At 47.7% G+C, this 13,309-nt stretch carries 11 protein-coding genes; 6 read left to right on the top strand and 5 right to left on the bottom strand.

All coding sequences use genetic code 11. From position 1 onward, the window contains the following. Positions 1-20: 20 nt before the first annotated feature. Positions 21-1,058 (bottom strand): 3-dehydroquinate synthase, encoded by a 1,038-nt coding sequence (gene aroB / locus JJU34_RS00385; protein ID WP_228690318.1) that lies wholly within the window; start codon positions 1,056-1,058, stop codon positions 21-23. A gap of 28 nt (positions 1,059-1,086) precedes the next feature. Next, a complete protein-coding gene (locus tag JJU34_RS00390) occupies positions 1,087-2,193 on the bottom strand; it encodes a chorismate mutase (RefSeq protein WP_228690319.1) in 1,107 nt (368 codons plus the stop codon). A 256-nt stretch (positions 2,194-2,449) separates the two neighbouring features. On the opposite strand from JJU34_RS00390, the gene JJU34_RS00395 reads away from it, so the two are divergent. The 6 genes from JJU34_RS00395 to JJU34_RS00420 all read left to right on the top strand — a co-directional run bounded on the left by JJU34_RS00395 (position 2,450) and on the right by JJU34_RS00420 (position 11,711). Then, positions 2,450-3,682, top strand: coding sequence for a prolyl oligopeptidase family serine peptidase (locus JJU34_RS00395; protein WP_228690320.1), 1,233 nt, complete (start codon positions 2,450-2,452; stop codon positions 3,680-3,682). A gap of 73 nt (positions 3,683-3,755) precedes the next feature. After that, complete coding sequence (locus JJU34_RS00400; protein ID WP_228690321.1) at positions 3,756-4,991, top strand: Nramp family divalent metal transporter; 1,236 nt, start codon at positions 3,756-3,758, stop codon at positions 4,989-4,991. A 20-nt stretch (positions 4,992-5,011) separates the two neighbouring features. After that, entirely contained in the window at positions 5,012-6,028 is a 1,017-nt protein-coding gene (locus JJU34_RS00405; RefSeq protein ID WP_228690322.1) for an NAD(P)-dependent oxidoreductase, read from the top strand. Between the two features lie 63 nt (positions 6,029-6,091). Continuing rightward, positions 6,092-7,168 (top strand): dihydrodipicolinate synthase family protein, encoded by a 1,077-nt coding sequence (locus JJU34_RS00410; RefSeq protein ID WP_228690323.1) that lies wholly within the window; start codon positions 6,092-6,094, stop codon positions 7,166-7,168. A gap of 198 nt (positions 7,169-7,366) precedes the next feature. Further along, on the top strand, positions 7,367-8,422 hold the full coding sequence (locus JJU34_RS00415; protein WP_228690324.1) for a LacI family DNA-binding transcriptional regulator: 1,056 nt from the start codon (positions 7,367-7,369) through the stop codon (positions 8,420-8,422). 169 nt (positions 8,423-8,591) lie between these two features. Continuing rightward, entirely contained in the window at positions 8,592-11,711 is a 3,120-nt protein-coding gene (locus JJU34_RS00420) for a PAS domain S-box protein (RefSeq protein ID WP_228690325.1), read from the top strand. 33 nt (positions 11,712-11,744) lie between these two features. Here JJU34_RS00420 and JJU34_RS00425 read toward each other — a convergent pair whose 3' ends face one another. The 3 genes from JJU34_RS00425 to JJU34_RS00435 form a co-directional block, all read right to left on the bottom strand. Further along, the gene (locus JJU34_RS00425) at positions 11,745-12,119 is read right to left on the bottom strand and encodes a hypothetical protein (protein WP_228690326.1); all 375 of its coding nucleotides are present in this window, start codon (positions 12,117-12,119) and stop codon (positions 11,745-11,747) included. A 104-nt stretch (positions 12,120-12,223) separates the two neighbouring features. Then, the gene (locus tag JJU34_RS00430) at positions 12,224-12,763 is read right to left on the bottom strand and encodes an OmpH family outer membrane protein (RefSeq protein ID WP_228690327.1); all 540 of its coding nucleotides are present in this window, start codon (positions 12,761-12,763) and stop codon (positions 12,224-12,226) included. Positions 12,764-12,784: 21 nt separating this feature from the next. Next, positions 12,785-13,309, bottom strand: a complete 525-nt coding sequence (locus JJU34_RS00435) for an OmpH family outer membrane protein (RefSeq protein ID WP_228690328.1) — start codon at positions 13,307-13,309, stop codon at positions 12,785-12,787.

The raw sequence follows: 13,309 nt of genomic DNA on the forward strand, positions 1-13,309 counted from the left end.
CTCGTTCCCCCGGTCCGATTTTACGGGGCAAGGTCGTTGTAGTAACGTAGGGATTGGAAGATTTCATCCTTACCAACGGCAATATTGTATTCGCACTGACCGATTTTGGTCAATAGCGAAAAGTTGAGAATGGAACCCTCGTTCTTTTTGTCCTGAAAGCACAGGGAAACGATGGCTTCAAAGTCATCATCGGGAATGCTAACCTTACCAAAAACCCCTAGGATCTTAGACTCGATCTTTTGAAGGTCCTCGTGGCTCAAGCGAAGGTATTTTTGTGAGAGGAACGCTTCGGCCAACATGCCGACTGCGATCGCTTCGCCGTGTAACAGGTGGTTTGGGCTATCCAGGTAGTGGGATTCCACTGCATGGCCTATCGTATGGCCAAAATTTAGGATTTTCCGCAGTCCTTCTTCCCTTGGATCTCGGCTGACTACCGACTCCTTGATCCCCACAGACACTTCGATGATGTCCTTCCAATTTTGAGTTTGCCAGTTTTCGGTTTTGAGACTTTCAAAATAGTTGGCGTTGGAGATTAGCCCGTGCTTGATGATTTCTGCATACCCGGAGCGCAGTTCTGCTTCCGGCAGAGTCTGCAGAAATATGTCGCTGATGATCACTGCTTCGGGTTGGGTGAAGACACCGATGTGGTTCTTGAACCCCATGAAATCTATGCCGAGTTTGCCGCCCACGCTGGCATCCACTTGAGAAAGTAGGGTAGTGGGGATATTGATGAAGCGTATGCCTCTTTTGTAGGTGCTTGCGCAAAATCCGCCCATATCACCCGTGACACCACCGCCAATATTGATCACCAAGGCTTTTCGGTCAAATCCCTGTTCGGTCATCCACTGCCAAATCTGGGTACAGGTATCCAGGTTTTTGTGGATCTCTCCGGCTTCGAATGCGAAGACGGTGTGTTCCGGCAGGGATGACTGAAGGAGGGGGTAGCAAGTCTGCACGGTATGGCTGTCTGCGATGACCCCCAGCTTGGAATATTTCCGGGTGTCCAGATAGCGCTGTATATCCTTAGCGATTTGCGCCGAATAGATGACTTTTTCCAATGTGGGTATGTTTAAGAGCAGGTCAAAATTAGACGCTTTTCTTTACAGATACATCTTCTCTTAACTTTTTCTCTTGTCTTTTCACGGATTCTTCATGGATGCAATAAAGCAATTCCTTCATGAATTTCTCGCTAAGGTTCTTTTCAATACCTCGTTGCGTCCTGGAGTCCATCACGGCTTTCCAGCGTTCGGCTTGAAACACGGTTAGGTTATGCTCGCGCTTGTGGTCACCGATTTGGTCGATGATCGCAAATCGCTCGGCAAGCAGGTCCAAAAGCTGATCGTCGATGTGGTCAACAGCTCGGCGTAGATCCTGAAGTTTTTCAGAAGGTTGTTCCGCTTCCAATGGCTTTTTGAAATCGATCGCGTCGATGATTTCTCTCAAGCGCCGGGGCGTTACCTGCTGTTTCGCATCAGACCACGCATTGTCTGGGTCGTGGTGGGTCTCGATCATCAATCCATCTAAGCCGAAATTGATTGCTCGCTGAGCCGTTTCCAGTAATCCCTCCCGGTTACCAACGATGTGGCTGGGGTCATTGATTACCTGCATGCCCTTCCAGATTCGCTTTAGGTGCATGGGCATAGACCAGTTTGGCTTGTTTCGGAAACGCTTGTCGTAGGCGTCACTGAAACCACGATGGATAGCTGCCAACTTGTTAATACCGACGGCCTGCAACCTCTCAAGTGCTCCTCTCCAAAGCTCCAAGTCGGGGTTCATGGGATTCTTCACCATTACCGGGATGTCCACACCTTTCAGCGCGTCGGCAATTTCCTGTACGGCAAAGGGGTTTACGGTAGTTCGAGCACCTATCCAAAGGATGTCCACACCATGCTTCAGCGCTGACTCCACGTGGGCGGTGTTTCCTACCTCGGTAGTAATGGGGACATTTAGGTGATGCCTTACAATTTCCATCCAGGTTAGACCCACTTCTCCGATACCTTCAAAGCTTCCCGGCCGGGTTCGTGGTTTCCAGATACCTGCACGAAACACGTCGGGAACCATATTGGCCTCCTTCATGTCCAAACAGATTTTTTCGATTTGCTCAGGAGTCTCCGCGCTGCAAGGTCCCGCGATGATCAGGTGCTTGTCTTTCAAGCCCAAACCCCAATCCTGTGTTTGTAAGTGATTTTCCATTTTCTTGATTCTAGTTAATAAAAAAGGCCCGATTCCTTCGAACCGGGCCTCTTTAAGTTTATCTTTTGTTTTAGTTTTAACTCAGACAATAAGCAGCTCCGATTCGCCCTTGGGGACGAAAGTAAAAGTAAAAGAAGCTAAAATAGGTAGCTGCGAAATTTTTCATGCGTCAAATTTAACCTTCCTGTTATTAAAATCAAATTAATTATTGAAAAATATGAAACATTTTTGTCCGTTCGATTTTTAGCACTAAATTTTGAATACTATAGAGAAGCCATCACTTATGCCCCATCTTAACCTACCCAAGATATTTCCGTTGCTTGTTTCCTTATCCGTGCTATCGATATGCGCTATGGTCCCGGATTGCTTGTTTGCCCAACGAAACAGCGATTCAGACATGCCGCGCCAACCCCATGAAAGCTGGGAGCAGATCGCTCCTTTCTTTTCGCCGCCGGCGGCTTACAAAAACCAATACGGTGAATACCGCAGTCCGCTGCTTTTTGAAGATGGAAAGCGCGTAAGGAATAAGCGGGCATGGGAAAAGCGGAGGGTCGAGATCCGGGACAAATGGCATGGTCTGATGGGAACCTGGCCCGAAATCAACCAACTCCCTGCATTTGAGATCTTAGAGACCATAGAGAAAGAGGGCTTCTGGCAAAAGAAGATTGCCTTCGACTGGGTGCCCGGCCAACGCACGACGGGTTATCTCCTGATACCTTTTGGGGCGTCCAAGTATCCGGCCGTTATTACGGTATATTACGAGCCCGAAACCGCAGCGGGCTTGGGCAGACCCGATTTACCGGATCGGGATTTTGCCCTGCAATTGACTCAGCGGGGTTTTGTGACGCTCTCTCTCGGTACCACGGAATCCACCTTAAATCAGACTTATTCTATCTACTACCCCTCTATAGATGAAGCGCAGGTAGAGCCCTTGTCCATGTTGGCCTATGCCGCCGCCACCTCCTGGCATGTATTGGCTCAACAGCCCGAGGTGGATCCAGATCGGATCGGCATCATGGGCCACTCATACGGAGGTAAATGGGCCATGTTTGCGTCCTGTCTGTACGATAAGTTTGTCGCTGCTGCTTGGTCCGATCCCGGCATCGTATTCCAACAGGATCGCCCCAGTATCAATTATTGGGAGCCGTGGTATTTGGGATATCATCCCCCTCCCTGGCGAAAAAGAGGCATGCCCGAGGCGGATAACCCTGCGGTTGGCCTGTATCCGATATTGCTGGAAAAAGGGCTGGATTTACATGAGTTGCATGCGCTGATGGCACCAAGACCTTTTCTGGTATCCGGCGGTTCTGAAGATCCTGTGGAGCGATGGATCCCACTCAATCACAGCGTGGAAGTCAACAAATTGCTTGGGTATACACACCGTGTAGGAATGACCAATCGGTCTGATCATGCCCCCAATGCGGCTTCCAATGCGGTTATTGTGGATTTTTTCAGTTATTTTCTGCTACTTGAATCCCATACCCGTTGATTAAAAAAATGAGTATATTGGCAGGATTTTGCCAGAACGTGGACAAAAAATTTGTCACCCAAACCAACAAACATTGAAAGAACCATCCTCTCTGCCATCCAAACACCCAGGATCGTTTCGACGCTGGTGGAAGTCCCTGGGACCGGGCATTATCACGGCAGCCCTAGTGTTTGGCCCCGGCAGCCTAACCATCACCTCCAAGCTTGGTGCCGTATTTAGCTATAACCTCTTGTGGGTGCTGGTAGTAACCACTGTGCTGATGATGACCTTCACGGGAATGGGAGCCCGTATTGGGTTGGTTACCAATCAGTCGCTGTTGGCCACTTTCCGGCAACGCTGGGGAAAATGGGCAGCTCTTTTGGCAGGATTTGGGATCTTTCTGGTAACTGCCTCTTTCCAAGCGGGAAATACCATCGGAGCCGGTCTGGCATTCGCTGAGTCATTTGGTACGTCTACAGTCCCCTGGATTCTGTTTATCTCCCTCGCCGCAATATCCCTGTTATTTACCCGCTCTTTTTATAAGATTTTGGAGAAAGTCATGGTAACCATGGTGGGGATCATGCTAATTTCTTTTTTGTTTACTGTAGTTATTTCCAAACCAGATTGGGTTCGAATCCTTCAAAGCCTCGTACCGTCTGTTCCGGAGGGATCGCTGTTGCTGGTCATTGCGCTGGTGGCTTCTACCTTTTCCATAGGCGGGGCTTTTTATCAGTCTTATTTGGTGCAGGAGAGGGGGTGGAAAACGTCTTCAGCCACTCAGGCCAAAAAAGAAGCCTTTACGGGTATTCTGGTGCTGGGATTGATCTCTGGGATGATACTGGTAAGTGCTGCGACCATCCTGTTTCCACAGGGTATTCAGGTAAATTCGGCTTCCGATATGGGGAAGGCGCTTGAGCCCCTGTACGGTAACTTGGCTACGCATATCTTTATGCTGGGGCTTTTTGGAGCTTCATTTTCTTCGTTGGTGGGAAATGCCACCATAGGGGGTACCTTATTTGCAGATGCGCTTGGTCTGGGGAGGGATCTGAACAGCAAGCCGGTAAAGATTCTGATATCTTTGGTCATTGTATTAGGGGCCACGGTCGCGCTGGTGTTTGGAAGGCTGCCGCTGGAGCTCATCGTCTTTGCTCAGGGGGTCACGATCTTTGTGGTGCCGTTTATAGGGATTGGTATGTTTCTCATTGCTGGGGACACTAAGTTGATGGGAGCGCTGGCGAATAGTAGGCGTACGCGGGTGCTTGGCGTAGTGGGCATTCTGGTGCTGCTTGTCTTGGCGGGAACCAATTTTAAGAGTCTCTTTTTGTCATAACCTAACTGTTACAATAATACATGAATTCATTGGAAGAATTGGAGAGGAAACTGGCTACACCCAGCGAAGCTTGTGTAGCGGACATGGCAAGAATACAGGGAGATATCCTTGTCTTAGGGGTGGGTGGCAAGATGGGCCCTAGCTTGGCAAAACTAGCCGTAAATGCCCTGAGGCAGGCAGGTTCCTCCAGTAGGGTCATCGGTGTTTCCCGCTTTTCCGAGGCAGGCGTGAAGGATGATTTGATCCGCCATGGGGTGGAGGCGATATCCGCGGATATCCTAGATGACGGGGAGTTGGCCAGATTGCCCAAGGTGGAGAATGTGATTTTTATGGCTGGGAAAAAGTTTGGTACGAGTGGCAACGAGCATTTTACCTGGGCTATGAATGCCTACCTTCCCGGGAGGGTGGCCGAGCACAACCGGGCTGCCCGAATCGTGGTTTTTTCTTCCGGTAACGTCTATCCTTTTGTACCGTTGAGTTCGGGAGGGGCCACAGAAGATACCCCGCCGGGGCCAGTGGGTGAGTACGCCCAATCCTGTCTCGGCCGGGAACGGATCTTTCAGTCCTTTAGCCACCGCTACCAAATTCCCATGCTCATTTACAGGCTGAATTATGCCATTGATATGCGCTACGGAAATTTGTTGGAAATCGCGAAGATGGTTTACGAAGAAAGGGAAATCGATGTGACCAACGGATACATGAACGTGATCTGGCAAGGTGATGCAAATGAGATTGCCCTGCGTTCCCTGCTGCATTGCGAAGCTCCGGCCAAGATCCTCAACGTCACCGGTCCGGAAATCGTATCTATCCGGTGGGTGGCAGAGGAGTTTGGAGAGTTATTCGGCAAGCGGCCTAAGTTTGGCGGTGAGGAGGCCCCCAGTGCCTTGCTTAACAATGCGGCACGGTGCCATAGGCTGTTTGGCTATCCCCGTGTTACCCTCAAAGAAATGATAGAAATGACGTACGAATGGGTCATACAAGGCGGGGAGACCTTTAATAAACCCACCCATTTTCAAGAGCGATCTGGAAAATATTAATCCAGCCGGTTCCGGCATTCGGTGCGGGACGAATGCTGACTGCTGGAGATAAACCAAAGTGAAATGAACATACTAGATAAATCGATAAAGACAGCCTTGCATGATGGCTTGGCCATACCGGCGCACCCCTTGGCATTGGATGGTGAGCGGAAGTTCGATGAGCGAAGGCAACGAGGCCTTACCCGCTACTACATCGCAAGTGGGGCCGGTGGTGTGGCGGTGGGAGTACACTCCACCCAGTTTGAAATCAGGGATAAGAAGGTAGGGCTGTTTGAGCCGGTCTTGCGCATCGCCATGGAAGAGATTCACGCGGCCCAGATTACCCGGCCCTTTGTGAAAGTTGCCGGAATCGTGGGGCCCACGGATCAGGCTATCGCAGAAGCCCAATTGGCGGCTGAATTGGGCTATGACTTGGGTCTGTTGAGTGCCGGTGGCCTTGGGGACTGGTCCGAAGCGGAGCTGATACAGCGGGCAGAAAAAGTTGCCGACCATATTCCGCTATTTGGCTTTTACCTCCAGCCTTCAGCGGGAGGCAGGTTGTTGAGCCATGCATTCTGGAGGGACTTTGCCGATATTCCCAACGTACATGCCATCAAAATGGCACCCTTCAACAGGTACCAATCACTGGATGTCATTCGGGCCGTGCTGGGTTCAGACAGGTACGCAGATATCGCCCTGTATACCGGCAACGACGATAATATCGTCGCTGACCTCTTGACTACGTACCGCATGTGGGTAAACGGCAGTTACCGGGAAAAGGAAATCGTAGGTGGGTTACTCGGCCATTGGGCTGTATGGACCCATAAGGCTGTGGAGCTCTTGGAGGATATCAAACACTGTAAGCGGAGCGGTTCACCGAGTATGTCTGAGCTGCTAGCACTCGGTGTGCAGGTAACCGACGTGAATGCGGCGATCTTCGATCCACACCACCAATTTCACGGCTGTATCCCAGGGATTCACGAGATACTTCGTCGGCAGGGGCTGTTGGAAGGTCGCTGGTGCCTCAACCCTTCCGAGGAATTGTCACCGGGCCAAATGGAAGAAATAGATCGGGTATACAGGGACTATCCGCACCTGAACGACGATGACTTTGTTCGGCAACATATGAATGAATTCTTGGGAGGGCAGGCGAATGGGTAGTTGGGTTGGTTCAGGGATCCGCTAGCCCAATCTTTGTGCGCAAGATATGACAGCCAATAAAAAGTTATAAACACATGAAATCTAGCATGATGTAGCCGTCACACAGCGGGATGCCCCGATAGCTATCGGGAAAACATGCGACCTGCCTGCCGATAGGCAGGGATTCTATCTGACCGTTAAAGAACAAATTATAAACAGATGAAAAGCAAGAGAGTTCTTTCGGGGGTCAAGGAAATAGCCCGCAGGGCAAACGTATCCATTGCTACCGTAGACCGCGTATTACACAATCGAAGTGGGGTGTCTCCCAAAACGAAAAAGAAGATTGAAGCCATTATCAAAGAGCTCAACTACCGACCCAATATCTTGGCGAGTAGGCTGGCATCGGGTAAGGTGTTTCACATCGCCGTGATCATTCCCAAGCGTTCAGAGCGGACCGACTTTTGGGATGCTCCTTTGAAGGGCATTGAACGGGCACAGGAGGAAATCAAGCAATACGGCGTGACGGTGGATACCTTCCTCTTTGATCTGCAGGACAGAAGTACCTTTCAGCAGGGGGTAGAAAAAATCAAGGAAAAGAACTATGACGGCGTGTTAATCGCTCCTTCTTTTGTGGAAGAGGCCGTGCCATTCCTGAAATACTGTAAGGAGAAAGGTATGCCGTTTGTGTTTATAGACAGCAATATCGAGAACCAACCGAGCCTATCTTATATCGGCCCGCCGTTACTTCAGAGTGGCTTTCTTGGCGCGAGATTATGTGATTTTGGACTTGGTAAGTCCCGGAAAATTTTGTTGGTGCATATCACCAAGCAACCAAATAGCTATAACTACGCACAGATCGAAAAGGGCTTTAGATCCTATTTTGAACAAAGTGATGATCCCTATGACCTGATCAGACTGGACATTGAGCATGCGGATCAAGAATCGGTGGAAATTTCGCTGAAGCGGGCCATGATGCATCATCCCGCTGTGGAGGCGATTTTCGTGACGAATTCGCGGGTGTTTTCCGTGGCAAAGTTTCTGGAAGACGAAGGAATCACCCATTTGCACCTGGTTGGATACGATTTTGTGTTACAGAATCAGGAATATCTGCGAAAGGGAGTCATAGACTTTTTGATTTGTCACAAACCGGAGGATCAGGGTTATAAGGGTCTGATGAATCTTTACCGCCATTTGAGTCTCAAGCTGCCCGTAGACCCGGTGTACTACATGCCCATTGATATCGTGACCAAGGAGAATCAGGAGTATTACCGTTAGGTGTGTTAGGCTGGTAGTATGATATAAGCGTGATCCAAGTATCAGGAGAGCTAATCATAGAGGGGGGTTCTCTTTGAGAGGTTTTGGGAAATCGTGAATAGTTAGGTTTTTTTCAGAATATTTGGTTACTTGGATAATTGATAGTTTTTAACGATGATACAACTTTACTATGGCCTCGAGTATTAAGGAGGAAGAACAGGAGAGATTGAGAGTGTTAGGAGAGTACCATTTAGATGGTATAACCGACCTAGAAGAGTTTGATTTTTTAACGAAGATGGCGTCTCGGATTTGTGAGACCCGTATATCGTTGATCAGCGTGGTTTTCGAAGATAAGCAGTGGTTTCTCGCCCGTCATGGGATCGAGCAGCGGGAGACTCCAAGGCAGTATTCTTTTTGTGCGCATGCCTTGCATCGGAATGGTGAGATGATGGTGGTACAGGACGCCAGAAGGGATCCTCGATTTCAGGATAATCCGCTCGTCCTTGGTGACCCCCATATAGTTTTTTATGCAGGGATACCTTTAGTTAGTCAGGAGGGATTCACGTTCGGTACCCTATGCGTGATCGATAGTAATCCGCATGTCCTTTCGGATGAGCAAGCTGACTCCTTGAAGCGTCTTGCCACCCAGGTGATGAAGTTGTTGGAGTTGAGAAAAAAGAACCTGGATTTCGAGAAGAATGAACTAAAGCTTCGGAAGGCACTTTTTCTGTTGGAGGAAGCTCAGCAAATTAATCAGATTGGAGCATGGGAGCTTGATATATCGACAGGAAAGACCCGTTGGACAGAACAGGTTTACGATATCCATGAGTTACCGGTTGGTTTTGATCACAATCGTTCCAATGGCATTGATTTTTATCATCCAGATGACCGGCATATTATCCGGTCGGCGCTAGTGCAATGCATTGAAAAGGATACTCCATTTGACGTGACCTGCCGTTTGGTCACTGCCAAAGGGAATTTGAAGTGGGTGCGAGCTACCGGGAAGCGGATCAATGGCACGGTAGTCGGGGCTTTTCAAGATATCTCGGTCGTCAAAAAGCAGATGCTGAAATTTCAGGGTATATTTAATTCCAGTAATTCTTTCATTGGATTTCTGGATACCCAGGGCATCTTGTTGGATGCCAATGAAACCGCTCTGAATAGGGCTGGGTTGAAAAGAACAGACGTGATAGGTAGATTTTTCTGGGACTGCTATTGGTGGCAGATATCGGAGGCAGCTCAACAACGGCTAAAAGAGAGTTTTGAAAAAGTACTTGAAGGACAGGAAATAGCTTATGAAGAAACTGTGTTGGTTAAAGATGGTCTTACAACGACCATTTTATTTAGTCTAAAGCCCGTAATAGATGAGTCAGGCCAGGTTTTATTTATTATTCCTGAAGGTCGACCTATCCAAGATATTGTCGATTCCAGAAACCGCTATCGAGAGCTGATCGAAAGTACCAGCGCAGGAACGTTTGAGTGGGATATATCAACCGGCGAGGTAGTGATTAATGACCGTTACGCCCAGATGCTTGGTTACGAGAAGAATGAGATTCAGCCTATTTCCTTTTCGGGGTGGGAGTCTCATGCCGATAAAGATGGACTTGAAGGTGCGAGGAGACTATTGATCGAGTGCTTCAAAAAGCAGCGGGAGTTTTTCCAAACGGAACTGCGTATGAGGCACAAAAATGGCAACTACATTTGGGTAAATGTACGTGGTAAAGTTATTTCATGGTCGACCGATGGTAGGGCCTTGAAGATGTATGGAACACACCAAGAGATTACTGATAGGAAGCAAAGAGAAGAGGAGGCAGAATACCAAAGGAACATTCTCAAAGCGTTGTATGATTTATCTCCGATTGGTATTTCTCTAAACGATTATCATACTGGCGAATTTCTAGATGTGAATGCTAAACTCTTAGAGCCCACTGGTTACGAAAAGAGCGAGTTTCTGGGGTTAAGCTACTTTGATATCACCCCAGAGGAGTATGCAGACAAAGAGAGCGAGGCTGTGCGGAATATGGAATTGTCAGGGAGATATGGTCCACTTGAAAAGCAGTACATCAGGAAAGATGGATCTCGTTACCCGGTTCTTTTAAATGGTGTCGTCATCAAAGACCTAAATGGCAGGAAGTTAATTTGGTCTGTGATTGAGGATATATCCGAAAAGAAGAAACGCGAAAAAGATCTTCAACGTGCAATTTCCAATTTACAAGCTGTGCTGGATGCAGGGTCACAGGTGAGCATTATTGCCACAGATACGGAAGGTACCATATCGTTGTTTAATACTGGAGCTGAAAAGATGCTGGGGTATTCAGCGGGTGAAGTGGTAGGAGTTGCCTCACCTCAAGTTTTTCACCTAGAAGAGGAGGTCGTTCAGGAGGCAAATATCTTAACAGATAAGTACGGAGTTGAGGTCTCGGGGTTCGATGTGTTTGTGTTTAGAGCGAAACAGGGTGTCGCTCATACGCAGGAATGGACATATATTCGAAAAGATGGATCAAAATTGCCTGTCTTGTTGTCGGTTACCGCAATAGTTCAAAACGATCATACGATTGGTTACTTGGGCATTGCGGTGGACATTAGCCAACAAAAGGATGCTGAAAAAAGAATCGAGACATTGCATCAACTCACAATGGCCCAAAACGATCGGCTTAAAAATTTCGCCTACATCGTATCCCACAATCTCAGGTCTCATAGTGGTGGGATATCCGGGTTGTTGGAAGTGTTAAAAGCAGTACAACCTGAGTATTTCGAAAACGAAATCGTTCAGATGATTGAAACCGGGTCAGAAAATCTCATGAATACCATCAAGGACCTCTCTGAGGTTATTCGTGTAAACTTGGACGAGGAAGCTAGGTTTATACTTTCAATTCGGCCGATTGTACGGAAAAACATAGAGAGTTTGCGTGCGATAATCGAAAGAGAAAAAATTGAAGTCATCAACGAAGTTTCCGAGGACCTAAAAATTCGAATTATTCCTGCATATATCGAAAGCATCACGCTGAATTTTATTACAAACGCCATTAAGTACAAGTCACCCGAACGACCTAGCTGTCTTAAAATATTCTCAAGAGAAGAGAAGGATGTTGTAAAATTGTATTTTGAAGATAACGGACTGGGGATAGATTTAACTAAATATGGCAAAGACCTTTTCGGCATGTACAAGACCTTTCACCGACATGAAGATTCACGGGGTGTTGGCTTATACATTACTAGAAATCAAATTGAAGCTATGGGGGGCTACGTAGAGGTCGAAAGTGAAGTTGGGAAAGGAACTACCTTTGTGGTGACCCTTCCCTACGAGTGAAACCAATCGTCAGTCAAAGCAAACCTGTACTCTTTACCACGATACGGTTCCTAGGTATTGATTGTTTGCCTTGTTGGCATCCTTGGTATTGATCTTTAGTTTAAATTTCAGCGGCTTGTTTTTTTTGTCGCTTGGAGTAAATTTTGTCTCTGAGGTGTAAAGAAGGGATTTGCCGGGATCCAATGCCGAGGTTTTGGTATCCAGGCTGATCACCCGCCCGTTTACTGAAAGGAATACTTCGTAGCTTCCCGCCGGGGCAATTTCACTTCCCACGTTGGTGATGAGATACGAAAAATAGCGCTCACCGGCATCGGTGGTTTTCACAACGACCTCTGTGGCTTCCAGGTCATATAGGACGCCCTGTGGTAAAAAGGTTAGCGCGGTCCATAGCAAAACGGATAAACTCATTTGGTGCTGGGGTTGGGTAAATAAGAAATCTGCCTCTAACTATAAAAGTATAAAAAAAGCCCACACCGAAGGCGGAGTGGGCTCATAATTTTTTAATGTTAAAATTAATTATTCGGATTTGCTGGAGGCGTCACTCCCAGTTTGGTCAATACCAAGTCGGTAAATGGATCATCGTCTTTGGTGTACAATAGTACAGGAGCCTGACCAGCAGAGTCGGCAAAGATATGGGTATAGTTGTTTTCAGCGGCAACCGCATTGATGGCATTATATACCTTGGTTTGTACGGGCTCTAGAAGCTCCTGAAGCTTGCGCTGATAGGAGGCCTGTACATCCTGCTGAAACTTCTGGATATCCTGCTGCATTTTGGTAAGCTGCTGCTCTTTCTCGCCTCGGGCCTGTTCCGTCATCGAATTCATGGATTGCTGATAGGATTGCACCTGCTGCTGAAAGTCCCGGTTTTTGGTTTGGATCTGTTGATCCAATTGTGCACCGTAATCGGTGATATCCGCATCTATCTGCTCCATCTCTGGCATCAGGCTCATGATGTATTCTACGTTGGTATAACCAATCTTTACCTCCTGTGCAGAGGCTACAAATCCAAAGCAAAGCACTGCAATTGCCGATAGGATGATTCTTGCTTTCATAGTGTTAATTTTTATTAAATGTTAATTGTTTTCATCTAAACCTAGCTCTTCCAACACAAAGTCGGAGTAATCGTGCCGAGGGTCGGTATATATGATGGCGCTTGGTCCGGAGGCCTTATCAAAGAGAATTGCCAGTGCATTTCGCTTCGAAACCCGGTCTATGGCATCGTAGATCTTCGATTGAAGGGGCTGCATCAGTTCGGATTGCTTCTGATAAAACTGCCCATTTACGCCAAAAACACGGTTTTTGAAGGCTACTGCCTCCCGTTCTCTCTCCCTGATCACAGACATTCGCTCCTCATACATCTCTTCTGTCAGCAGGACTTCTTCCGCCTTTAGGGCGTTGTAGAGTTCCTTTATTTCAGTATCCAATTTTTGTGCCTCTTTTTTCCATTCAGATCCGAGGGCCTCCACCTCTTCCTGCACTTTCTTGTAATCCGGGTGTTTGTTGAGAATATATTCGGTATCTACATAGCCTATCTTCTGTCCCATACCCACCATCGGCAAAAGAGACAGCAAAAGTACTAATTTCAGGCACTTTTCCAT

The organism is Lunatimonas sp. (genome assembly GCF_020832325.1).
Lineage (GTDB): Bacteria > Bacteroidota > Bacteroidia > Cytophagales > Cyclobacteriaceae > Lunatimonas.

Bases quoted from the DNA above. Each gene is read 5' to 3' on its own strand.
- JJU34_RS00410 (WP_228690323.1), top strand. From the start codon at position 6,092: ATGAACATACTAGATAAATCGATAAAGACAGCCTTGCATGATGGCTTG.
- JJU34_RS00415 (WP_228690324.1), top strand. From the start codon at position 7,367: ATGAAAAGCAAGAGAGTTCTTTCGGGGGTCAAGGAAATAGCCCGCAGG.
- JJU34_RS00425 (WP_228690326.1), bottom strand. From the start codon at position 12,119: ATGAGTTTATCCGTTTTGCTATGGACCGCGCTAACCTTTTTACCACAG.
- JJU34_RS00430 (WP_228690327.1), bottom strand. From the start codon at position 12,763: ATGAAAGCAAGAATCATCCTATCGGCAATTGCAGTGCTTTGCTTTGGA.
- JJU34_RS00435 (WP_228690328.1), bottom strand. From the start codon at position 13,309: ATGGAAAAGTGCCTGAAATTAGTACTTTTGCTGTCTCTTTTGCCGATG.
- JJU34_RS00390 (WP_228690319.1), bottom strand. From the start codon at position 2,193: ATGGAAAATCACTTACAAACACAGGATTGGGGTTTGGGCTTGAAAGAC.
- JJU34_RS00405 (WP_228690322.1), top strand. From the start codon at position 5,012: ATGAATTCATTGGAAGAATTGGAGAGGAAACTGGCTACACCCAGCGAA.
- JJU34_RS00420 (WP_228690325.1), top strand. From the start codon at position 8,592: ATGGCCTCGAGTATTAAGGAGGAAGAACAGGAGAGATTGAGAGTGTTA.